The 22301-nt window shown below is 37.6% G+C and carries 22 protein-coding genes; 12 read left to right on the top strand and 10 right to left on the bottom strand.

What is annotated here, in order from left to right; all coding sequences use genetic code 11:
* Positions 1-30 precede the first annotated feature (30 nt).
* The 5 genes from NOS7524_RS02575 to NOS7524_RS02555 all read right to left on the bottom strand — a co-directional run bounded on the left by NOS7524_RS02575 (position 31) and on the right by NOS7524_RS02555 (position 6190).
* Positions 31-2328, bottom strand: coding sequence for a hypothetical protein (locus NOS7524_RS02575; RefSeq protein WP_015136902.1), 2298 nt, complete (start codon positions 2326-2328; stop codon positions 31-33).
* 144 nt (positions 2329-2472) lie between these two features.
* The gene (locus NOS7524_RS02570; RefSeq protein ID WP_015136901.1) at positions 2473-3165 is read right to left on the bottom strand and encodes a DevA family ABC transporter ATP-binding protein; all 693 of its coding nucleotides are present in this window, start codon (positions 3163-3165) and stop codon (positions 2473-2475) included.
* A 32-nt stretch (positions 3166-3197) separates the two neighbouring features.
* Entirely contained in the window at positions 3198-4370 is a 1173-nt protein-coding gene (gene devC / locus NOS7524_RS02565; protein WP_015136900.1) for an ABC transporter permease DevC, read from the bottom strand.
* Between the two features lie 266 nt (positions 4371-4636).
* A complete protein-coding gene (locus tag NOS7524_RS02560) occupies positions 4637-5824 on the bottom strand; it encodes an ABC exporter membrane fusion protein (RefSeq protein WP_015136899.1) in 1188 nt (395 codons plus the stop codon).
* 93 nt (positions 5825-5917) lie between these two features.
* Entirely contained in the window at positions 5918-6190 is a 273-nt protein-coding gene (locus NOS7524_RS02555; protein ID WP_015136898.1) for a hypothetical protein, read from the bottom strand.
* Between the two features lie 721 nt (positions 6191-6911).
* Between NOS7524_RS02555 and NOS7524_RS02550 the strand changes: the two genes are divergently transcribed.
* Together NOS7524_RS02550 and NOS7524_RS02545 are read left to right on the top strand one after the other, a co-directional pair.
* On the top strand, positions 6912-7178 hold the full coding sequence (locus NOS7524_RS02550; RefSeq protein ID WP_015136897.1) for a hypothetical protein: 267 nt from the start codon (positions 6912-6914) through the stop codon (positions 7176-7178).
* Between the two features lie 163 nt (positions 7179-7341).
* Positions 7342-7608, top strand: a complete 267-nt coding sequence (locus NOS7524_RS02545) for a hypothetical protein (RefSeq protein ID WP_015136896.1) — start codon at positions 7342-7344, stop codon at positions 7606-7608.
* Between the two features lie 494 nt (positions 7609-8102).
* On the opposite strand, the gene NOS7524_RS02540 is transcribed toward NOS7524_RS02545, so the two are convergent.
* Together NOS7524_RS02540 and mnmE are read right to left on the bottom strand one after the other, a co-directional pair.
* On the bottom strand, positions 8103-8873 hold the full coding sequence (locus NOS7524_RS02540; RefSeq protein ID WP_015136894.1) for an SDR family NAD(P)-dependent oxidoreductase: 771 nt from the start codon (positions 8871-8873) through the stop codon (positions 8103-8105).
* Positions 8874-8894: 21 nt separating this feature from the next.
* Complete coding sequence (mnmE, locus tag NOS7524_RS02535) at positions 8895-10286, bottom strand: tRNA uridine-5-carboxymethylaminomethyl(34) synthesis GTPase MnmE (RefSeq protein ID WP_015136893.1); 1392 nt, start codon at positions 10284-10286, stop codon at positions 8895-8897.
* A gap of 278 nt (positions 10287-10564) precedes the next feature.
* Here mnmE and NOS7524_RS02530 point away from each other — a divergent pair, with 278 nt between their 5' ends.
* The gene (locus tag NOS7524_RS02530) at positions 10565-10765 is read left to right on the top strand and encodes a hypothetical protein (protein WP_015136892.1); all 201 of its coding nucleotides are present in this window, start codon (positions 10565-10567) and stop codon (positions 10763-10765) included.
* Here NOS7524_RS02530 and NOS7524_RS02525 read toward each other — a convergent pair.
* Together NOS7524_RS02525 and rsmI are read right to left on the bottom strand one after the other, a co-directional pair.
* Entirely contained in the window at positions 10762-11577 is an 816-nt protein-coding gene (locus tag NOS7524_RS02525; protein ID WP_015136891.1) for a Uma2 family endonuclease, read from the bottom strand. The genes NOS7524_RS02530 and NOS7524_RS02525 overlap by 4 nt on opposite strands.
* Before the next feature lie 240 nt (positions 11578-11817).
* Entirely contained in the window at positions 11818-12684 is an 867-nt protein-coding gene (gene rsmI / locus NOS7524_RS02520) for a 16S rRNA (cytidine(1402)-2'-O)-methyltransferase (protein WP_015136890.1), read from the bottom strand.
* A 105-nt stretch (positions 12685-12789) separates the two neighbouring features.
* Here rsmI and NOS7524_RS02515 point away from each other — a divergent pair, with 105 nt between their 5' ends.
* From NOS7524_RS02515 to NOS7524_RS02485, 7 genes are all read left to right on the top strand, one after another.
* The gene (locus NOS7524_RS02515) at positions 12790-13656 is read left to right on the top strand and encodes a sugar kinase (protein ID WP_015136889.1); all 867 of its coding nucleotides are present in this window, start codon (positions 12790-12792) and stop codon (positions 13654-13656) included.
* A gap of 5 nt (positions 13657-13661) precedes the next feature.
* The gene (locus NOS7524_RS02510) at positions 13662-14540 is read left to right on the top strand and encodes a 3'(2'),5'-bisphosphate nucleotidase CysQ family protein (protein ID WP_015136888.1); all 879 of its coding nucleotides are present in this window, start codon (positions 13662-13664) and stop codon (positions 14538-14540) included.
* A 196-nt stretch (positions 14541-14736) separates the two neighbouring features.
* The gene (locus NOS7524_RS02505; protein WP_015136887.1) at positions 14737-15042 is read left to right on the top strand and encodes an RNA recognition motif domain-containing protein; all 306 of its coding nucleotides are present in this window, start codon (positions 14737-14739) and stop codon (positions 15040-15042) included.
* 117 nt (positions 15043-15159) lie between these two features.
* Positions 15160-15354 carry a 30S ribosomal protein S21 gene (gene rpsU / locus NOS7524_RS02500; RefSeq protein ID WP_015136886.1) on the top strand — a complete coding sequence of 65 codons (195 nt, stop codon included), beginning with the start codon at positions 15160-15162 and terminating at the stop codon, positions 15352-15354.
* Positions 15355-15588: 234 nt separating this feature from the next.
* Positions 15589-16371 (top strand): hypothetical protein, encoded by a 783-nt coding sequence (locus NOS7524_RS02495; protein ID WP_015136885.1) that lies wholly within the window; start codon positions 15589-15591, stop codon positions 16369-16371.
* 860 nt (positions 16372-17231) lie between these two features.
* Positions 17232-18020 carry a hypothetical protein gene (locus NOS7524_RS02490; protein ID WP_235622390.1) on the top strand — a complete coding sequence of 263 codons (789 nt, stop codon included), beginning with the start codon at positions 17232-17234 and terminating at the stop codon, positions 18018-18020.
* Between the two features lie 98 nt (positions 18021-18118).
* Entirely contained in the window at positions 18119-19735 is a 1617-nt protein-coding gene (locus tag NOS7524_RS02485) for an NAD(P)-binding domain-containing protein (RefSeq protein ID WP_235622389.1), read from the top strand.
* A 497-nt stretch (positions 19736-20232) separates the two neighbouring features.
* On the opposite strand, the gene NOS7524_RS29800 is transcribed toward NOS7524_RS02485, so the two are convergent.
* Positions 20233-20394, bottom strand: a complete 162-nt coding sequence (locus NOS7524_RS29800; protein ID WP_171815337.1) for a hypothetical protein — start codon at positions 20392-20394, stop codon at positions 20233-20235.
* A gap of 212 nt (positions 20395-20606) precedes the next feature.
* On the opposite strand from NOS7524_RS29800, the gene NOS7524_RS02480 reads away from it, so the two are divergent.
* Together NOS7524_RS02480 and NOS7524_RS02475 are read left to right on the top strand one after the other, a co-directional pair.
* Positions 20607-21062, top strand: a complete 456-nt coding sequence (locus NOS7524_RS02480) for an EVE domain-containing protein (protein WP_041555090.1) — start codon at positions 20607-20609, stop codon at positions 21060-21062.
* 122 nt (positions 21063-21184) lie between these two features.
* On the top strand, positions 21185-22252 hold the full coding sequence (locus NOS7524_RS02475) for a J domain-containing protein (protein WP_015136880.1): 1068 nt from the start codon (positions 21185-21187) through the stop codon (positions 22250-22252).
* Positions 22253-22301: the final 49 nt, after the last annotated feature.

Raw genomic sequence — 22301 nt, 5'->3', positions numbered from 1 at the left:
TATACTTGACGACCATTTACAAAACAAATATCAAAATCTCACACCTCCTTCAAAATTGACTTCAAATATATCTCCATTCATCCCAATACGTGACTCCCAAAAAGAACTACTACCTGGGGTATCATGCTGAATTATCAAGCCATATGAAAAATTTATATCTCGGTTTTTTATACCTCGATCAATATTTCTAAAGTTCTGTAGATAAATTCCTAAAGACCAATGAGTATTTACTTGTTGAATACTTTCTAATGTGTAAAAAAACTGCTCTCCTATATCTAAAGAAGTGCTAAATTCTAAACCTGTATTGAATCCTAATTTACCCTGTAGAAATCCAGAAGGGATAAGACTGTATTGATCATCCATAAGCATAATAGCTGTGGATAGAGAATAATTTTTATTTCTATCTTGACTAGAAAAAAAGTAGCTCAAATTTAGATAAGCCGGATTTTGAAAATCAGCCGCACTATTCCAAGCAAATTGCAAGGATGGAATATTGGTAGTAATAGCTTGAGTTTCACCTTCTGCATCAATCTCTACATGAGTATCGACATAATTCAATGCTCCATTTGTATAAATACCTAGTGTTGGCTCTAAAAAACCAAAATTATTTGTTATATTAAGTGCGGTGTTTGCATTGAGGTTAAACCACATACCTAAATTAATACTGTAATTCCATCTGCCAGAAGAACCAGTCCATAAACCTTCTATAGCAGGTAAAGATAAGTATCCATCAAAAGTTTGTAAATAACTTATGAGTTGACTATCTTGACTTGATCCAAGGCAGTCAAATGCCATATTGAACGAAAGAATATCAATTGGAACTGATGTTATATCAAATGAACTCCAATTTTGAACATACTGCTCACCATTAAGTGTAATTAAATCCATCTGTGTATCTGATGAATGGTTAGATATTTGTTGTGCAGAAACAGGAGAGATAACAGATGTCAAACCACCAAAACTGTTATGAGAAACTTCATTTCTACAAGTACGTCTTTCATCTAAAAACTGAACTGCTCGTCGATGATTACCAGTACGTATTTGTAAAATACTGGAGCTATTGGGTGTAATTATACTAGGAAAGGATACTGTGCCAGAAATTTGTTCTAATCCACTGGTACGATTACCTAATAATAGGGTTCTATTTAGTGTTTGGTAAATTTGTCTTCTTTGCTCTGGTGTGGCTTTAGAGTATAAATTTGCCAAACTTTCTTGTCGGGAGAAACGTTCTTGAGCTTCCTCCAAACTTTGTGTTAAATTCGGAAAATCAATTAATCTAAAAATGCCTCCAACGAGCATTCCTAGCGTAGAATTTGCACTTTGTAATTCATCTATTCTTCTATCAGAAAATGTTAAAAATAAAGACATTCCTGGATTGACATAAATATTAGTGTAGGTTACTTTAGCTTCTGAAGAATCGTATTCTAATAAAGTTTGATTTTGAGGATAACTAAAATACAATCTATGCCAACTGTAGGTTTCAAGTTTTTGACTAACTTCTAAATTATTTTGTATTTCGCTTAAATCATCACCATATAAGGAATTTAAGTCATATAACTTACGTTGACTATCGGTAATAATAGGAGCAGCAGTAACACCTACTGGATTACTTGTTTCCTCTACAATTCCTTCAATAGCAAATTGGTTAATACTATCTGTTGATTCTTGGAAAGATTGGGGAAGAGAGAAAGCTGCTTCCATAGTCCCAATTGTTTGATCCAAACTAATTTTCTGTATGGTTTGAACATCTGTTGATTCTCCTTGATATAAAACTCCACTCTGCCAACCTCGGTTTACCACTACAATTCGATTGCCAGGTAATACCCAATAAAATTGGTCTGGTTGGGGAAAATCGGCAAATACAAATCGGTTAAATACAGAATATTCTGATGAGAACTTAATTGAAAATTCAATTTTGTTGGTGTTTTCTATGAAATTAAAATTGGCATTTTGGACAGTAAATTTGTCTTGATAATCAATACTCCAATAATATTTAAATTCATTATTAGTAATTGCGTTTAAAATAAATGGTGTTAAATTCTTGTGTTGCAGAATTAGCTTTCGATTCTGCTTCTTATGAATCTTTGATTGTATAGTCTTAGGTTCTTGTGTAATAATTGTAGGTTTTAAATTGTCTAAAAAAAGAAATAAATTATTTTCAGTTCTTGTTTCTATGATTGTGTTAACAAATTTGCTAGATTCTGGCAGTTTTAGGTCTGACTTTTTTTTAGCATTCGCTCTGCCTGCTATGAAATTATTGGTTAATATAAATATGAAGATAATAACTATATTAACAAGCCTGAGATAAGGAACTAATTTATTAATCATTTGAACCTATAATAACTAATTTAAATTAGTATTAATAATGTTCAGGTAATTACTATATATATTTCTGAAAAAAGTCAGGCTCTGACAATTAGGATAGAGCCTTAACTGATCGCTAAGATATCATGACAATCTTTTGTAAAGGTGTCAGGAAACTTCTTTAATTAATCGGCCATCCTCTATATGAATTATTCGATCAGATATATCTAAAATTCGACTATCATGAGTAACCATTAAGATGGAACAATTTTGTTCCTTAGCTAATTGCTGCATGAGGTTAACAATATCTCGCCCCGATTTACTGTCTAATGCAGCAGTAGGTTCATCAGCCAGAACTAATTTAGGATGTCTTACTAAAGCACGGGCAATTGCTACCCGTTGCTTTTGGCCTCCAGACAGTTCAGATGGATAATAATTCATTCGATTCCCTAATTTAACAGCATGGAGCATAGCTTCTGCTTTTCTACGAGCTTCCAATTTATCTATATTTTTGTCTAATTCCAGCGATATTTGAACATTTTGCCGAGATGTTAGGAAATTTAGTAAGTTATGCGATTGAAAAATATAGCCAATCTGACTACGTATTTGTACTAACTTTTCATTACTAGCCCCATAAAGCTCTTGATTGAGAAATTTTAGACTCCCCTTCTGTACAGAACGTAATCCACCAATTAAAGTCAGCAGGGTTGTTTTTCCTGAACCCGAAGGACCAGTCATGGTAACAATTTCTCCATATTTAATCGTGAGATTAATATCAAATAGAATTTGACTTTTCAATATTTGATTACCAAAGTAATGGTTAAGGTTTCTGATGCTAACAATAAAGTCTGTTGTGAGCATATTACACAAGAAATTAAGTTAAGTAAATGAGATTAAAAAAAGTTAGCTGGATCTACATTACGTAGTTTTTTTGTAGATATGAAACCAGATGCCAAGCACATTAAAATTATAAAGACTAATACTATACCTGCTTTATCTACACTCATACTAATCGGTAAATTAGTAGTATTTTTTGCTACATCATACAAACCTGTAGATATAGCAAAGCCAGGTATGTAACCAAAAAGTGCTAGGATTAAAGACTGTTGAAAAACTACAACTAAAAGATATTTATTTTTAAATCCCATTGCTTTGAGAGTTGCATACTCAGCTAAATGACTAGAGATATTACTATAAAGAATTTGATAGACTACGACTACACCAACAATAAATACCATAGTCACCATCAATTGAAACACAAATCCAATAGGCGCTCTGACCTGCCAATAGTTTTTTTCTAAATTAATAAAATCCTGATGCGTAATTGCTATTACGTCTTGAGGCAATTTAGCTGACAAATGAGCCAAAAATTCTTGGGTGTTAGTATTGGGTTTGAGTTTAATTAAGCCTATATCTACATTTTGTGCTGAACGATCTGGAAATATTTGGAAAAAAGTCGAGGCGCTAACAATTAAATTTCCATCCACCCCAAAAGATGGCCCTAGGCTAAATAATCCACCAACTTTTACTTTATGACCAATTGATGAAGTATAATTAAACATTTCAACTGTTACATCTCTTCCTTCCTCAAAATCTTGCACAATTGAACCAAAACCTGGTCTGGAATTTCTGTCAAATAAAACCATGTATGGTAGTTGTATTAAGCTGAGATTTTCCTGACTGATTGGTAATTTTAAACCTGTTCTAACTGGATTAACGCCTAAAACATATATTGGTAATTTCAATCCATTAATAGAATTTTCTAATTTAGCAAATTGCATATATAAAGGGGTAACTGATTCTATAGAATCAAACCCTAATATTTCATATAAATACCGATGTGAAAAGCTTTGATGTAATGTCAAAGATTGATATTGAGTGCTAATGATAAATAAATCGCCTTCGAGATTATGATGCAGCTGTGTAGCACTGGTATATAGAGCATCTTGGAAACCAATTTGTACAAACATTAATACTGCAATAAAAGCAATTCCCGTTAAGGCTACACAAAAGCGAACTTTTTGTCTAGCCAGTTGTAGCCAAGCTAAAGATATAGTTAAAATCATCTTAGAAACCCAAATATATTAAGATAATATTGCTGACTAAAATACTTGAACAATAGACACTAGACTTCACTAAAATCAGCACAAATTAAGCTCCTATCCTAATTAAAGCAAGACTGCTGATTGCAATGTAATAATCTTTATGCTGTAACTTAAACACGTAAATGCTATCTAGTAATAGTTAACTTTATTTTCCAATTAAAGTTAGTTATCTGTTAAATATTACAAGATTTTTTGTTTGATGTATTAACAAAACTTTCTTTGTAACTCTATATATCAATGCGTACCTGCACTTGTAAGTTAGTCAGAGCAGTAATTTGTTTGAGATCCTCCATATTATTGATCCGAATTTTGACCTCAACTATTTTGTTATCTGTGTCAGCTTGTAAATTATTGAAAATATTTTGTTTGCCGACTTGTAAACCAATATCTGTAACTGTTCCGTGCAGTTCCTTTGGTAACGCATCGCTAGTAATAACGGCTGACTGACCTAGACGTACTTTTTTAATATTGGTTTCATAAATTTCTGCTACTACATACATCTGCTGTGTACGACCTAAGTCTGCTATTCCTGTAGCACTGACAATTTCTCCAGGACGAGTATTAATTTTCAGGATTTGTCCAGATATAGGCGATCGCACAGAACTTAGTTCCAACTCTGCCTGAGCCTGTTTCACTGAAGCTTTTGCACTCTCGACATTAGCTTGCGCTACTTGCACATCAGTAGGACGAACTTCTGTAATACTCTTAAACTTGGCTTTGGCCTCCATTAGCTGCTTTTGAATGTTTTCTATAATCCGCTTATGATCAGCTTTAGCTTCTTTGTACTGTTGTTGAATAATTTCGACACGTAAATTCTTCGCTTCTGAATCAGAAGCTGAAATCGCACCTATTTTGTATAACTGTTGATATCGCTGATTTTCGCTTTCCACATTACGTAACTCAGCTTTTAGACGAGTAATTGTGGCTTTTTGTACAGAAATCGCTCCATCCAAATCAGCTTCCAGGCGAGCAATGATTGCTTTCTGTGCAGAGATATCTCCAGTTTTTGCACCAGCTTTCACTTGATTAAGAGTAGCTTGAGCAACTAGGACTTGTTTTTGTGCTTTTTCTAAGGCTGCAAGACGAGGATAATAACTATCAAGAATAGCAACTGTTTGTCCCTGACGTACCGAACTTCCTTGATTGACAAGGAGCTTTGCTACTCGAACACCTCCTTGAGAATTAGGAGCAGATAAACGAATAACTTTTCCTTCCGGTTCTAGATATCCTAAAGCTGTAACAGCAGTGATAACAGGAGAAGTGCTGCGTGTTGGTGAGTCCAATTGAGATTTCAACTGATATTGTGAAAAGCTGTAGACGGAAATTATACTAGCAATTACAGCAGTAGAGGCTGTCAACATGATCGACCACCAACCGTTAGGTTTTGTCAACGGCTGCCTTTGTTTATATACCATAATTATTTCATTCCAGTTTGTGAATACTATAAATGGATCAAAACAGTAGAAAGCTTGTGCAGATATCTATGCCATCTGCTTAATTAATTCAATCTACAGAAGCCAACTTAGAACAGTTGGTTCTGATTGAGGTAACACTATTACCAGATTGATAGTCGTTCTGGAGAAGTCAATAGTAAAGAGCTTGTTGCCACTGACAGAGAGCATACTCAAGCTATTTGAAATGGTATTTATACCATCCTGAATATTAGTTAAATCGACAATAGTAGCACCCCCTAATACAGTCTCTGCTTGCACTGGAAGTATCTCATTTAGCAAAGCCTTGACATCAATTGCAGGTGAGTCAGGAGTAATTGTTTTAGCCATTATTTTTTCTCTAAATAAGGAGCAAATTGAATTCTATTTCAGATAATTGTATGCTTATTAAGCATTAGCTAAATATCACTATCATGAATCAATGCGGGATTGGAGACTAAATCTCACGAAAGAAAATGACAAAATAGAGATGATTACTAAGATATGTACAAAAGCAAAATATGATGCGTTGTAATTTTTTATCAACTAGATTGTTGATGATATGTACTGAGTAAGTTTCATACATTACAACTTGTTTTTATCTATAATTATCTGTCGAAGCTAAGGAATCACCTTATCCAATGAACACCTTGGTTGTGGTGTGTTAAGAATGATTATATGGAAAAGCTTTTTAGGAATCACTTCCGAAAGCTGTAATGTTTGCAATAGATTTACCCCATTGCACTTGCACTTAACAACAGCGATCGCTCCAAGCAATCCAATTTGATTTCTGTATCCCTTATGGGAGGCGTAGCCAATTTACTTATGTAGTTATTTGACTGGTTTATTTTAGATAAAACCTGCTAATTTGACAATCTTTTTTATGGACAAAAAAATTGTTTTATGTCTTAAAAATATCGTAAAATAATGGTTGCACAATGGAGTTTCATATATAATAACCTTGTAAGCAAGTTAATTAATACAATAAATTAAAGGTCAATTTTGAGTGAAGGTTTTTTATATATTTGGGTTTACGCAATTCATGACAACTACTTACTTGTGAGGAAATAAAATGATGACTAAAATTGTCCTTTCCAGTTTACATCTTAGTCCTATAAAGACATTTATGTACGATTTGACTACAGGGGAAGTAGATACTATAACAGGAGGTGGTTATCCCTCCAGATTTTATATTAATAATGTTACTGATGAGGTGAGTATCAAGAATTTAGGAGGAGATAATACAATTGAAGCTGGTGGTATATATTCTGTCAGCAACCACGATAATAAAATCAATACAATAGACTATTCAAGGTCAATCCATAACAGATTTATTTAGTAGATTGTAGAAATTATTGAGAATTGAAACTAGAAAATTATTGATAGGACTGATGATAATAAGTGTAGCAGAGTATTTAGCGAAAATACTCTCTAACTTAAGATTTATTGTGTTTCGGTGTACGCAATTCATGACAGCTACTTACTTCGGAGGAACTAAAATCATGGCTAAAATTGTAATTACTGGTTTATATATTAATCCTATAAAGACATTTATCTACAATCTAACTTCAGAGGAAGCAGAGACTATAGCAGGAGGTGGTTATCCCTACGGATTTTATATTAATAACATTACTGATAGTGTAAATATCAAGAATTCAGGAGGAGATAATACAATTGAAGCTGGTGGTGCATATTCGGTTAGCTATCACGATAATAAAATTAATACAATAGACTATTCAAGGTCAATCTATAATACATTTATTTATTAGTTTCGACACTTGTTGAGACTTGAAAGTAAAAACTTGCTCATAGAGCTTACGATAGTTAGCGTAACAGAGTAGTTATTAAATTACTCCATTTAATAAATGTAGGAAATCTGGGAAATTTACCTGCATTATATCAGCACAATTGTTGTTCAAACATTACATCTCAGCCAAAATGTTGTAAGCCATTTCAGCTAACAACTGAAATGTCCTAAATCACAAACCTAACCACTCAAGTAGGACAATGGATCAAATAGTAAGTTCTCAATTATATGTTCATAATATAGGGTTGTTGATACACGAACTACCTTCATTTCAAGCTGAAACTGTATCGGGAGGGTATATGTACGTTCATGTAACCAATATTAGTGGTGGTATAAATGGTACTGAGAATACCTACTATACTGGTTCTTACTCGTTCAATTTCCACGATAACAAAATTTATACCATAGATTATTCAAGGTCTATTTATAACTGGTTCTACCTTTAGATTTTTACCTTTACCAAGGTAATCTACTTCCATCCCATGAGAAAAATGTACCGCTATCAACTTTTTGAAGTTGTTCGATAACAGCGAGTAATTGGGTAACGGTGCGTTCAACTGAAAATAGTTTTTCCGCAGATACATTTTTTTGAAATGGCCGAGAAAGTTGTGTATCAGTTGTACCGGGATGTAAAGTTACAACTACTGTATTAGGACAACTTCTACCATACTCAATCGCCACATTTCGCATAAACATATTGAGTGCAGTTTTAGAAGCACGATAGCCATACCATCCACCAAGTTGGTTATCGCCAATACTGGCTAATTTAGCTGATATGGTAGCGAAAACAGCAGACTCATGATGGCGAAACAACGGTACAAGATGTTTAGCTAACAGTACAGCACCAATACTGTTTACTTGGAAGTAACGTAATAAATTATCGGCATTTATTTGTCTTAAACTTTTTTCAGGTTGTAAATCACTGTCGTGTAGCAATCCCACGCAGTTAATTACTAAATGTAATTTATCGGTTTGAGTGCTTATTTTTTGTATAGTTTCAGCAATTTGTAATTCATCAGTAATATCTAACATTAAACAAGTTAGACGGTTAGAATATTGATTAGCTAAAGTTAGCAACTCAGCAGATGATTTTGGTTGTCGATAGGTTGCATAAATTTTGCTGATTCTGTCATCTTGGAGCAATTTTTTCACAAAACCTAAACCAATGCCTTGGCTAGCTCCTACAATTAATGTATTGGCATGATTCAATTCATCAATAAAAGACATATTAATACTGTGTTAGTTATATTATTTACCGATGCAAAATCTACTAAAAATTTTATCAAGTACAGATTCACTCACTTCTTCCCCAGTGATTTCTCCGAGTGCTTGAATTGCGCCTCTTAAGTCAATTGTCCAAAAATCAAGGGGTAATTGTTGGGCAATTGTTGCTTGTACTTGTGCTAAAGAAACTTTAGCCTGCGTGAGTGCAGCCGCTTGTCTTTGATTAATAGCTAAATCCATATCAGCAGCTTGTACTTTTCCTGCTTGGACTATCTCTAAAATTGCAGTTTCTAAGGCATCAATACCTTGATTTTGGGCGGCTGCTGTGTGAACAATATGGCTTATATGATGGGGATATTCTAAAGCATGAATGCGTTGCTTTTCTACTAAATCAATTTTATTAATTACGAGAATTAACGGACGGTGTTGCACCTGTTCATAGATTTGTCGATCGCCATCTGTCCAACCTGTGGCAGCATCGATGGTAAACAAGACTAAATCTGCTGTGTTAGCAGCATGACGCGATCGCTCCACACCAATTTTTTCTACTTGGTCTGTTGTGTCCCGAATGCCTGCTGTATCTAGCACTTGTACAGGAATTCCCCCCACGACTAACTGAGACTCGACAACATCGCGGGTTGTCCCAGGTAAGTCAGTCACGATCGCGCGATCGCTCTGACTCCAAGCATTCAACAAGCTAGACTTGCCGACATTTGGCCGACCGACAATTGCCACCTTTAAACCTGTACGCAGCAGTTCACCTTTATCTTTAGTTGCCAGTAACTTGCTGATTTCTCCGGCAATGCTGTCAATATCTGATATTATCTGTTTATCATCCAACGGAGGTAAGTCTTCCTCAAAATCGATCCGAGCTTCAATTTCTGCCAAAATATCCAAACAGTTGGCGCGTAACTGACGGATGGGATGGGCTAATTTTCCCTGTAACCCAGCTAAAGCTGTTTGAGCAGCTTGGGGTGATTTGGCTCCAACTAAATCCGCGATACTTTCCGCTTGAGTTAAATCTAATCGTCCATTTAAAAAGGCACGGAGAGTAAACTCTCCCGGTTGCGCCAACCTTGCGCCATGTTCCAGACACAATTGTAATACCTGTTGCACTGCCATAATTCCACCATGACAGTGAAATTCCACCACATCCTCACGGGTATAAGAACGGGGTGCTTTCATGATGAGTAACAAAGCTTCATCTACCAACTGGCGTGTTTGGGGATGATGGATGTAACCATAAAGAATGCGGTGGCTTTCCCAAACTTGCTTGCCTGGAGCATCAAACAAAGTTTGAGCAATCCCCATTGCGTGACAACCAGAAACCCTGACAATACCTACACTACCCTGTTGGGGGACAACAGCAGTAGCGATCGCGGCAATAGTTCCAGTTGTAGCCAACAGTTGCGACATGAGCTATCTTTTGAGCCAGAGATTGCATATATATAGATAGGGTAACAGGGATTGGGGATTGGGGACTGGGGAGATGAGGGAGATGGGGGAGAAAAAACTATTGCCTATTGCCTATTGCCTATTGCCTATTGCCTATTGCCTATTGCCTATTGCCTATTAGCCATTGCCTATTCACTCTTGTTCTAAAATGGTAAGTATTTAGACCAATTTGTAAACAACTAGCAAGGTAAAATTTACCTTCAGGGTAGAAAAAAGCCCGATTTAGAGAGGAATTGACTGTGGAGCAGAAAATTAACTGCGCTCAAGCCTGCGTCAACGGTTGCGTTTTAGGCGATAAATGCCCAAACATTGAGTTTAGAGAGGCTGCCTCAAAATTCATTGCTGAGACTTCTTTAGACCAAATGTTAGCCATCGCAGAAGAACGTCTGCGAAAAAAAATGATGGAACCGCCAAAATGGGTTTTACCAGAAGATAGCTAAATAGCATCTGGATCTATACCTAATTCTCGCAGCTTCGCCTCCAAGCGATCGCTGCGTAGTTTTTCTTGTTCAGCACGCTGCTTTTCCTGTTCAGCACGCTGCTTTTCCTGTTCAGCACGCTGCTTTTCTTGTTCAGCACGCTGTTTTTCCTGTTCAACAAGCTGTTGTGCTTCTTCAGCACGCTGTTTTACTTCTTCAACGCGCTGTATCTGCTGCCGTGCAACTTCGTCAGGTGTGGGTACAAGTTCCCCGTCAGCAGTGTAAAAGCGTAAACTTTGCTGCTCAACCCCTAAATATAGCTCTAACTGCTGACTCCATAATCTACCTTGGGGATTTGGTGCTATTGGCTCGTATTTACCAGCCAGTAAAACGAAGCCAGCAAATTCTAAGTTATTGGGATCAAACCAAAAGTATTCAGGTGTGCGAAATATATCTTGGTAAATTTGTTTTTTTAAGCCTTTGTCTGTAGCTGAAGTTGAATCTGATAGTAGTTCGATAATGACGTTGGGATACTTACCTTCTTCTTCCCAGACAACCCAACTTTTACGCGGTTTGCGTTCCGTTCCCAGCACGACAAAAAAATCCGGGCCGCGAAAATGTTCAGATTTCAACTGTTTTGGACTGTAAAAAATCGTCAGATTACCCGCAGCAAAAAAATCATTGCGTTCTTGCCACCACCATTCTAAGCAGGTTAATAACAGGATTATTTGCTGTAAATGTAGATAACTTTCCAAAGGCGGCTCGTCACTGTATAAATCCCCTGGAGGAAAGATAACATATTCTGGGTTTGTTAAATCTTTAGCTACAGACATGGCAGCAAATCTCTCAGTCCTATAAGTTTAGCCTAGCAAAAATGGGGATGGGGGATTGGGGATTGGGGATTGGGAATTGGGGATTGGGGATTGGGGATTGGGTAAAAATTCTAGCTTTTCTACCTTATCTCCCCTCACTCCCACCCTGCGGGTAGGCTTACGCCATCGTAAGACAAGCTGATGCTACATCCTCCTCTGCTCCTCTGCTCCTCTGCTCCTCTGTCCCCTACTCCCCACTCCCTACTCCCCACTCCCTTCATTAATCACAATCGAAAGAGCTATTTGATAAACTTGGCGACGGTTCAGGGCAGTATATTTGGTTAATTGTCGGCTAGCTTGCGATCGCGATACACCTTGACGAATTAATTGTTCTAATTCGTCCTTCAATTGTGCTTCTGTGAGTAGTGGTTGGCTGGGTGGGTTCCCTGCTATCACTAGGGTATATTCCCCTTGGGGTTCCCGTTGTTGATAGTAGGCGATCGCATCCCCAATACTACCTCGCCAAAATTCCTCATACAATTTAGTTAACTCCCGTGCCAGGACAATTTGGCGATCGCTTCCCCAAATCTCTGCTAAATCTTGTAAAGTATCCCGCAAACGGTGGGGTGATTCGTAGAAAATTATAGTGCGGGATTCTGTCTGTAAAGTCTCTAAATATTCTCGCCGTTGCTGACTTTTCGCAGGTAAAAAACCCTCAAACACAAACTTATCTGTTGGCAAACCCGCCGCACTCAACGCTGTAATCGCTGCACTTGCACCAGGGATAGGAACTACAGAAATCTTTGCCTCAATGCAAGCCTGCACCAATTCATACCCTGGATCAGAAATTCCTGGCATCCCCGCATCACTAACTAGAGCGATCGCTTTGCCACTGTGCAGATGCTCTAATAATTCTGGGATACGACTACTCTGATTATGCTCGTGATAGCTTATCTGTGGTGTTTTCACCTGTAAATGTTGTAGCAGTTTCCCCGTATGGCGCGTATCTTCCGCAGCAATCAAATCCACATTCTGCAAAATCCGCACCGCCCTAAAGGTGATATCTTCTAAGTTACCAATGGGTGTACCAACTATATATAGTGTTGCTGGTTTGGGATCTGTCTGCATGAGGGATTGGGGACTGGGGACTGGGAAAGCAGGGGAAGCAGGGGAAGCAGGGGAGAATAACTATTGCCTATTGCCTATTGCCTATTGCCTATTACCTATTACCTAATGATCAATCACTGTTTATTCATCGGTTTAATCACTTTAGACTTAATTTATTTAGCGGAATCTGCCCCGCAAACTAATCAAAAGTTAGTTGCATCTGACTACACTGTAGCAGCAGGCGGCCCGGCTACTAATGCGGCTGTAACTTTTAGTTATTTCGGTAATCAAGCTACAGTTTTAGGTGTGTTGGGTTCACACCCGATGACGCAGTTAATTCGGGGGGATTTAACTAAATATAATGTAGCGATCGCTGATCTGGAACCCAGTATCAATACACCTCCACCTGTATCTTCAATTATTGTCACCCAAACCACCGGGGAACGGGCGGTCATTTCCATCAACGCTGTCAAAACTCAAGCCAATAGCACCTCTATTCCACCAGATATCTTAGATAATATAGATATCATCTTGATAGATGGACATCAAATGGCCGTAGGATATGCGATCGCCCAAATGGCCAAGGCTCATCATCTCCCTATCGTCATTGATGGTGGTAGTTGGAAACCAGGATTTGAGCAAGTCTTGCCATTAGTAGATTACGCCATTTGTTCAGCTAACTTTCACCCCCCCAACTGTCACTCCGAGTCTGAAGTTTTCGCCTATCTCCACGCCTTGAGAATTCCCCACATCGCCATTACCCACGGAGAACAGCCAATTGCCTACTCAAGTCATGGTCAATCTGGCGCGATCGCTGTACCTCCTATCCAGGCAGTTGATACACTAGGGGCTGGAGATATTTTTCACGGTGCTTTTTGCCACTATATTTTACAAGCTAGCTTTAGTGATGCCCTGGAACAAGCCGCGAAAGTTGCTGCCAGAGCTTGTAAATATTTTGGTACGCGTCGCTGGATGGATTTAAGGACACAGTAAATAGCATGAAAGATTTACAAGAAATACTGGCGATCGCCCGTGCAGTCGGTTGGGGAGCAGCAGACATACTACAATCTTACTATCACGGTACAGCCAAAGATCCCAACCTTGACGTACAGTACAAACAGAATGAGCCTGTCACCGTTGCGGATGTAGCCACCAGTCAATACATATTACAGAAACTACAAGCCGCCTTGGGGCTAGAAGATTTTGCATATATCAGCGAAGAAACCTATAAAACCCAAATCGATCTAGAAAATGCACAGCCTACACCTGCTTGGGTATGGGTGATTGATCCTTTAGATGGGACACGGGACTTTATCGACAAAACTGGGGACTATGCCATTCACATTGCTTTAGTCCATGAACATAGGCCAGTCCTAGCCGTAGTAGTAGTGCCAGAAAAAGACAAGTTATATTACGCTACCAAAGGCGGAGGTACATTTGCAGAAACCCGCAATGGTGCTGTTATACCTGTGCAACTATCATCAAATTACCACAACCAAAATTTGGAGAATTTAACTGTAGTTGTGAGTCGTTCTCACCGTAATCACAGATTAGATTATCTCTTGCAAAATTTACCCTTTGGCAATCAAAAAGCCGTGGGCAGCGTCGGTTGTAAAATTGTCACAATTCTGGAACAACAAGCAGACATTTACATTTCCCTTTCTGGAAAGTCTGCCCCCAAAGATTGGGACATAGCAGCACCAGAACTAATTTTGCTCGAAGCTGGTGGCAATTTTACCCATTTCAATGGTAATTTATTACAATACAACACTGGTGATATCAATCAGTGGGGTGATTTACTAGCTAGCAATAGTCAACATCACGACATCTTGTGTCAACAAGCAGCCAGAATATTAGCTCAGTTAGCAAATGGCTAAATTTAGGGCAATTGGTATGTCAACACACTGTCCTAAGATTTTTGCGCCAAGATACTAATCTAAAAGAGCTAATATTGAATCATCGTGCTATGCTGGTGGATATAAGAATTATTTTCGGTTGAGTAACTCCTTTTGATTTCTAAAAAGCGTCTCTCCGAATTTAACTCTCTACACTTGTTCAATTCGGAGACATTGTATGTCAATTTACATCGGTAACTTGTCTTATCAAGTTACAGAGGAAGACCTGAAGCGTGCCTTCGCAGAGTATGGGAAGGTTAATCGTGTACAGCTACCCACTGATCGGGAAACTGGTCGTCCTCGTGGTTTTGCCTTTGTAGAAATGGAAACAGAGGCTGAAGAAACCGCCGCCATTGAAGCCCTTGATGGTGCTGAATGGATGGGGCGGGATCTTAAGGTGAACAAGGCTAAACCCCGTGAAGAAAGAAGTTCTTCTCGTAGTGGTGGCTGGGGTAACAACAACCGCAGCAATCGGCGCTACTAAAGCTTCCAGAACAGAAACTCCAGAGTCTCCAGCAGATAAAGCCAAAGGCTCGACTCTGCTGGAATATTTTTTTGTCTCCAGTCTTCAACGATTCATCCACATCAAGGAGGAATGAGAATGACACAAGTAGTTTTAGGGGAGAACGAAGGGATTGAGTCAGCATTACGAAGATTTAAACGGGAAGTTTCCAAAGCGGGAATTTTCCAAGATATGAGAAAGAAACGTCACTTTGAAACACCCTTAGAAAAAGAAAAGCGCAAAGCAATTGCTAGACACAAGCAAAACCATAGAAACCGCTCTCGCTACAGATAAGCTACACATCATTTGACAAGCATCAACTAGCTTAAATATATATCTAGTAGTAACGCTCTCTTTAATTGAGAGCGTTACTGGCGTTAATAGCGTTAATGTAAATATTACAAAATATCAACTCGATTAAATTATTCTTGTCGTTAAAGGTTTGTAGTAAGGACTTCAGTCCTTCTGTTAGGACTAAAGTCCTTACTACGAACTCGATGCAATCTTTTTATTTGGGTTTTTCAGAAAATGTTACGTGTTTATCATCTTCTCATTGCTGCTGTTTTATTAGTTTTAATCCCAGTAGGGGCTAAATTTGTTTTACCCCAATTGTCTAGAGAGCAAGTAACACCATCCAATAATCTACCAACGCCTACTCCCACAGCTACACCTCCCACTACTCCCCCAAGTAATCCCAATACCAGAGCAGAAAATACTTGGCAAAAACTGTTAGGTAAAACTTCATCTCCCAATGGCTGGGAAGTTTTACCTTGTAAAGATAATGTTTCTTTGTTATGTGTTTCAGCCAATGGGAAACTGTTGGGTACAGTGGAAATGGGAATTTACCCAGTAACAAACAATCCAGATTTCCAAAAGCACTTAACAGAAGTTGGTATTCCTTTCGGTTCTCCGGTAGATCTCCAAAATCCTGAGTACCAAAATAAAGTCATCAAAGCTTTGCAAGCTTGGGTTGCAGACTTATACTCTACTATCACCAAAGATCGTCAAGCCGCCAAAGCTGAGAAAATTATTCTTTCTACTTATCCACCCCAACAGACAACAATTGGTGAACTACCTGCTCTCCGCTATGGTTTCGTAGGTATCAAACCCGATGGGGGAGTACAAGAGCAACAGATTGGCCATGTCACCTACGATGGTAAGCAACTGTACGTCATTACCACATCTTTTGATCCAGGTTCAGTGACAGGTAGCTTTGACAAGCTGGAAAATTTAGCGATCTTTCAACCTTATTTTTATGCGATCGCTGAAAATTTGAACTTGCCCACACAAAAGGGATCTTCACAACCTTAGTCAACGCTTTCACAAACATATAGTACATAGAAATTGCTCTCAATCCCAGAGATACCTACCAAATCTGGGAAAATTTGCCTTGCTTAGGTATAAACTAATCAACAACCTAATATTTGCTGGTCTGTAAACTTCAGCACATATAAATTCAATTGCAAAAAATACTACGCAGTTCAGCGTAAATAAATAAATACCTTCTCGTCTAACTATTTATTATCAAATGTTTTGTTAATTTTCATCCATCTTTTAGAGTATTTTCACGCAGATTTATGACTAATTTCTAACTTAGTATAATTTATTACTATTAAAAGTTTGCAGGAATTCGCATCTATCCTGAGCTGGAAAATAGTGTAGATAATGGCATAGTTTCTGTATGCTTAGTTACCAGACAACTTATCGAAGGCTTTGTAAGCCAATAATTATGTCATGATTACATAACATTAATGTAAAGCTACTGTTACATTTAGTTATATTAGCTACAATAAATACTCAATTATCAGAAAACTAAGTAATAATACGCAAGCAACCTCAAACTAAAGGGTTTCTTAAGGTTTGAGGTGATCAAAATATGTTTATTCTAAAAAGAAAATCAAACGCTACGAAAATACACTTAAGAAACTTCTTGCAAATTAGTATTTTTTAATACTTTGTATAATTATTGTTTTAAATAACTAAATAGTTAAATAAAATTACAGTTACCTTTTTAACAAAAATATAAAAAAATACTTAAGTAGGTTCACTTAAGTAATAGGAATAAAACCTAATTCCAAACAAACTATGTGAGGCAGTAAAACACTACTTAACATAGCTGATTGAAGCAGTAGCATTTTCTTTTGCTCTCCTGATTCAAAGAAAACTACATTTTGAATAAATGGCTTGTTATCGGCAATTTAGCTCACACTAAATTATTAAAGGATTGGGTAATTAAAATGAAAGAAGTTCTAGCATTAGTTGAACAAAGAAAGCAAGAATTCGCTAAGTTACCATTATTTGAGTTCTTGCAAGATACAACCATAGATCCAATGCAAAGACTTGCTTGGGTTCCCTGTGTAGCTCCCTTTGCAATGGGATTTGGAGAATTGAATAAATATGATCTGCGAAAAGAACCAACCAATGATCCTATTCAAGCAATAATTAACAAGCACACCTATGAAGATGATCATCACTGGGCATGGTTTTTAGAAGACCTGGAAAAATTAGGTTTGAATTATTCCATGAAATTTAGTGAAGCCATGAGATTTTTCTGGGGTGAAGAAACAAGGAAAACACGTCAAGTATGTCATCAGATTGCACTATACGCTTTTCAAGCAGAACCTGTGGTTGTACTGGCAGCACTTGAGGCAATAGAAGCAACTGGAAATGTAGCATTATCTTGCACTGCAAAAGTATCAGCAGAACTGCAAGAAATTACTGATAAAAGTTATCGTTATTTCGGTGCATATCATTTGCGTGTAGAAACTGGCCACACTACTGGAACACAGGGTATAGAGGAGTTTATTGCCAATATAAATCTAACTGAAGAACAAAACGCTAAAGCACTTGAAATAGTAGAGAAAGTATTTGAAGTGTTCACAGAAGCTATGCAAGAAATGATGAATTATGCAGAGAAATGCTCTATTACTCAACCTTTGATAGCACAATCAGTAGGCTAATACCATTTCTATGTGAATCAACAGTATATTTTACCCCTCTTTTGCTAAGGGGGGTAAAATAAAGCCCATTTCTCTAGATAATTGCTAAGACGTTCAACTTGTTAGAAATACTACATTCACCTCAAATTATGGCAAGCATAAATTTAGTGGCACAGTTAGAATATCTGATTATTGGTGCGGGTCCGGCTGGATTACAACTGGGCTATTACCTGGAAAAAGCTAATCACAATTACATGATTTTAGAAGCAGGCGATAGTCCAGGAACTTTTTTCAAAAAATTTCCTCGCCATCAAAAACTAATTTCAATTAATAAGGTTTATACCGGCTATTCTGATCCAGAAATAAATTTGAGATGGGACTGGAATTCTCTACTAAATGATAGTCAAGAGATGCAGTTTAAAAATTACAGTAAAGAGTATTTCCCGCATACAGATGCTTTAGTAAATTACCTGGGCGATTTTGCTGAACATTTTCATCTCAATATTAAATATGGTTCCAGAGTCGTCAAGATTAGCAAAGGAGATAAATTCTTTGTTGTAGACAGCAATGATAACGTTTATTGTGCAGAACGGCTGATCATTGCCACAGGAATTTCTCAGCCATACATACCATCAATACCAGGTATAGAACTCGCAGAAAACTACGCAGATGTATCCATCAATCCTGAAGATTTTATTAATCAAAAAGTCTTAATTATTGGTAAAGGAAATTCTGGGTTTGAAACTGCTGATAATCTGATGGGAACGGCAGCATTAATACATATAGCTAGCCCCCACTCTGTAAAAATGGCTTGGAAGACAAAGTATGTTGGCAATTTAAGAGCAGTTAATAATAACCTCTTGGATACATATCAGCTAAAATCTCAAAATCTTATTTTAGATGCTACTATCAATAAGATAGAGCATCTAAATGGTAAATTTATAGTTTCTGTTTCTTACACAAATGTAAATGAAGATGAAGACCTTGTTTATGATCGTGTAATTGTATGTACAGGCTTTAAATTTAATGATTCTATCTTTGATGAATCATGTAAACCTCAGCTAGCCATTAATAGACGCTTTCCTGCTCAGACAAGTACATGGGAATCAACCAATATCAAAGATTTGTATTTTGCTGGTGTGCTGATGCACATGAGAGATTATCAGAAAAAGCAATCTGGATTTATTCATGGTTTTCGTTACAATATTAGAGCATTACACCAAATATTAGAGTACAAATATCATCATCAAGAGCTACCTAATCAGCTAATTGATGCTAACCCCGAAAGTTTAACCAAGGCTATTATTAACAGGGTAAATATCAGTTCAGGATTGTGGCAACAAACTGGCTTTTTATGTGATCTAGTTGTGATTGCTGAAGAAGGTACAATAGCCCATTACTATGAAGATATACCAGTAGATTATGTGCATGAAAGCAATTTAGGTCAGTACGCACACTACTATACAATTACTTTAGAATTTGGGTTGGATATCATAAATGCTAGTCCTGATCCATTTGCACTTGAGCGTGTCCATAAAGATGATGTCGAAAATGCAGAACAAAGTCCTAGCCTGCATCCCATAATTCGCCGTTTTTGTGGTGCAAATTTGATTTGTGAACATCATGTTATTGAGGATATAGCTAGTGAATGGTTGGAAGATGTGCATATTAAGCCTTTGCTACAATTCTTGCATAATCAGCTTGTAAGGCAGATGTCTTTGGCTACAGTAGCATAGTAGAGTATATTACTGAATATACAGAGATATAGAGTTACCTGCTCAAATGTTAATTGCTCGAATAGTTGTTGTATGCGAGTTCTTGACACTCCCCCGTTTATAAAACGGGGGATTCTTGGGTCAAAAGGGAGCTATTGCTTAACCCCTCGCCAAGCATCTTGACCCTTCGGGTTCGCAGTTGATATGAGCAGGAGCTTGGTCTATTTGTAAAATTGCTCTTCACCTAATTGCTGAGATAACCAGTCTAAAAACTTAAATTGGGATGAGTTCTGAACACGGAATTTCGGGTTCTCAGCTTGACGGCTCTAGTTCTAAGCACGAAGTTTCGAGTTCCGAACACGATGATTTGACTTCCGAACACGGAATTTCGAGTTCTCAGCTTGACGGTTCTAGTTCTAAGCACGAAGTTTCGAGTTCTGAACACGATGATTTGACTTCCGAACACGGAATTTTGAGTTCTGAGCTTGAACCGTCGTGTTTTTATCTCCTATTGTTGACTAAATATCCTCAACCAACAACATCCGCGCCTCAATTGCGTCCCAGATTTGGGGAGACACCCGCACGGCTGCTTGCTTGCGCTTGATTATGAGATTATTTGCGTAAGAGAAGGTTAGTGTAGGTAGTTCACGGGAACGCCTACGGCATATGCGTGTAACCAAAATCAACTTAACCATCTCTGCAAGCAATATTTCTTTAACCGCAGCTTAACAGAGCGTTAAACTACTTCTTGAACTATCTGAGACAGAAAGACGGTAGTATTTATAACGTCTGCTCTTGGTTTTGACATGACTGCTCTGTCCCTTTTGGCATAGACATTAACCAAAACCTGAAAGCCATCTGAAGTTGAAATTTTCCTCACCATCTGGATTCGATGAATTATTGGCTCATGAAGTCAGAACCAGAAGTCTATAGCATTGCTGACTTACAACAGCAGCATCAAACTATCTGGGATGGCGTTCGCAACTATCAAGCTCGCAATTATCTGCGTCAAATGCAAGTAGGAGACTTAGCTTTTTTCTACCACTCCAACGCCAACCCTCCCGGTATTGTGGGGTTAATGCGTGTAGTGAACACAGATATTGCTGATCCTACTCAATTTGAAGCCAGCAGTAAATATTATGACCCCAAATCAACGCCTGAATCGCCGCGTTGGCAAACCGTTGTCGTGGAATTTGTAGAAGCTTTTCTCCAGCCTATCTTACTACCAACACTCAAAGAAAAGTTTACCGCCGAGGAACTCATGGTAGTACGACAAGGTAATCGCTTATCAGTAATACCCGTTCCTGAAGCAGTCGCTGAAAAAATTCAGGCACTCAAAATTTCTTAACTTTAACAAACTTAGTAATTACCTATAAACTAAATACAACTAAAGGTATATGCCCTAGGTTGATGTTCCCAGACATTGACAATTCTATTCTGGTTTAAGCCCTCAACTGAACTACACCTTCCATGCCGAAAAAAACCTCCTCTCCATCCACCACCACAGCCACCCCCCTGGCACTATCTGATTTACATATCCGCTTAGATGCTTTAGAAAAAGAACACCAATCAATACTAAAACAGATTAAAAGAAAGCGAACTGAACTAAAGAACTTTGTCGAACAAATGCGTTCTTTAGCCACCGATATATTTCATCGAGCCACGCCAAAATTCCAAAAGATGGCAGAACTCGACCAAGAAATTCATGCACTGTTCAAAGAAATTTTGACTACTAGGAAGTTTGGTAAACAAACTCAAAAAAATGTAGAAGCAGTTTACCGTCAACTCCAGTTAACAGGCATCATTAGTTTAAAATTCGATGGTGATGATGAAGATGATGCAGATACAGAGTTAGATGAACTGTTTGAAAATTTTAAAGCTCAAAATGATGGCTCTCAAGAAACGACAGAACACCGCCATCAACATTCCCAAACACAAGAGTTTTTAGAATCTCCTTCTGCTAGCAGAACCGATGAATCTAGAAAAATTCGTCAGACATTTTTAAGGTTAGCAGAAATTTTCCACCCCGATAGAGTTACAGATAGCGAAACCCTTCAGTCTCATACGGAAATCATGAAGGAAATTAATCGGGCTTATCAAGAAGGTGATTTAGCAAGACTTTTAGAAATAGAAAGACAGCATCAAATCGGAGAAGCTATTGATAATAATAGTGAAGATGATTTAACTCGCAAATGTAGAACCCTAGAACAGCAAAATGAAATTCTTGTAACTCAATATGAGAACTTGAAACGGGAATTACGTTTAGCAAAAAATACTCCTGAAGGCATGATGGTTTCTGATGCCCGCAAAGCTGCTAAAAAAGGTCTTGACTCTGTTACTATGATGCTAGAGACAATAGAATATCAAATTAATATAGTCTCGGAAATTCGTGATTTTGTCAAAGATTTTCAAGCACAGAAAATAACCATTAAAGAATTTCTCAATGGCCCAGCAACTCTACAATCCCTAAATCAAGAAACGATGGAAGATATGCTAGAGCAGATGTTGTCAGAATTAGATGGAGTAATAATATTTTAATTGGCTGAATCAAAGGTCATGTAGCGCAATCCACCATCTGATATTCTCG

The organism is Nostoc sp. PCC 7524 (assembly GCF_000316645.1).
Lineage (GTDB): Bacteria > Cyanobacteriota > Cyanobacteriia > Cyanobacteriales > Nostocaceae > Trichormus.
The sequence above is the reverse complement of the archived record's forward strand: the minus strand, read 5'-3'. Positions and strand labels throughout refer to the sequence as shown.

Excerpts from the sequence above, each read along its gene's own strand:
- NOS7524_RS02575 (WP_015136902.1), bottom strand. The coding sequence starts at position 2,328 with ATGATTAATAAATTAGTTCCTTATCTCAGGCTTGTTAATATAGTTATT.
- NOS7524_RS02570 (WP_015136901.1), bottom strand. The coding sequence starts at position 3,165 with ATGCTCACAACAGACTTTATTGTTAGCATCAGAAACCTTAACCATTAC.
- devC (WP_015136900.1), bottom strand. The coding sequence starts at position 4,370 with ATGATTTTAACTATATCTTTAGCTTGGCTACAACTGGCTAGACAAAAA.
- NOS7524_RS02560 (WP_015136899.1), bottom strand. The coding sequence starts at position 5,824 with ATGGTATATAAACAAAGGCAGCCGTTGACAAAACCTAACGGTTGGTGG.
- NOS7524_RS02555 (WP_015136898.1), bottom strand. The coding sequence starts at position 6,190 with ATGGCTAAAACAATTACTCCTGACTCACCTGCAATTGATGTCAAGGCT.
- NOS7524_RS02550 (WP_015136897.1), top strand. The coding sequence starts at position 6,912 with ATGATGACTAAAATTGTCCTTTCCAGTTTACATCTTAGTCCTATAAAG.
- NOS7524_RS02545 (WP_015136896.1), top strand. The coding sequence starts at position 7,342 with ATGGCTAAAATTGTAATTACTGGTTTATATATTAATCCTATAAAGACA.
- NOS7524_RS02540 (WP_015136894.1), bottom strand. The coding sequence starts at position 8,873 with ATGTCTTTTATTGATGAATTGAATCATGCCAATACATTAATTGTAGGA.
- mnmE (WP_015136893.1), bottom strand. The coding sequence starts at position 10,286 with ATGTCGCAACTGTTGGCTACAACTGGAACTATTGCCGCGATCGCTACT.
- NOS7524_RS02525 (WP_015136891.1), bottom strand. The coding sequence starts at position 11,577 with ATGTCTGTAGCTAAAGATTTAACAAACCCAGAATATGTTATCTTTCCT.
- rsmI (WP_015136890.1), bottom strand. The coding sequence starts at position 12,684 with ATGCAGACAGATCCCAAACCAGCAACACTATATATAGTTGGTACACCC.
- NOS7524_RS02515 (WP_015136889.1), top strand. The coding sequence starts at position 12,790 with ATGATCAATCACTGTTTATTCATCGGTTTAATCACTTTAGACTTAATT.
- NOS7524_RS02510 (WP_015136888.1), top strand. The coding sequence starts at position 13,662 with ATGAAAGATTTACAAGAAATACTGGCGATCGCCCGTGCAGTCGGTTGG.
- NOS7524_RS02505 (WP_015136887.1), top strand. The coding sequence starts at position 14,737 with ATGTCAATTTACATCGGTAACTTGTCTTATCAAGTTACAGAGGAAGAC.
- rpsU (WP_015136886.1), top strand. The coding sequence starts at position 15,160 with ATGACACAAGTAGTTTTAGGGGAGAACGAAGGGATTGAGTCAGCATTA.
- NOS7524_RS02495 (WP_015136885.1), top strand. The coding sequence starts at position 15,589 with ATGTTACGTGTTTATCATCTTCTCATTGCTGCTGTTTTATTAGTTTTA.
- NOS7524_RS02480 (WP_041555090.1), top strand. The coding sequence starts at position 20,607 with ATGAATTATTGGCTCATGAAGTCAGAACCAGAAGTCTATAGCATTGCT.
- NOS7524_RS02475 (WP_015136880.1), top strand. The coding sequence starts at position 21,185 with ATGCCGAAAAAAACCTCCTCTCCATCCACCACCACAGCCACCCCCCTG.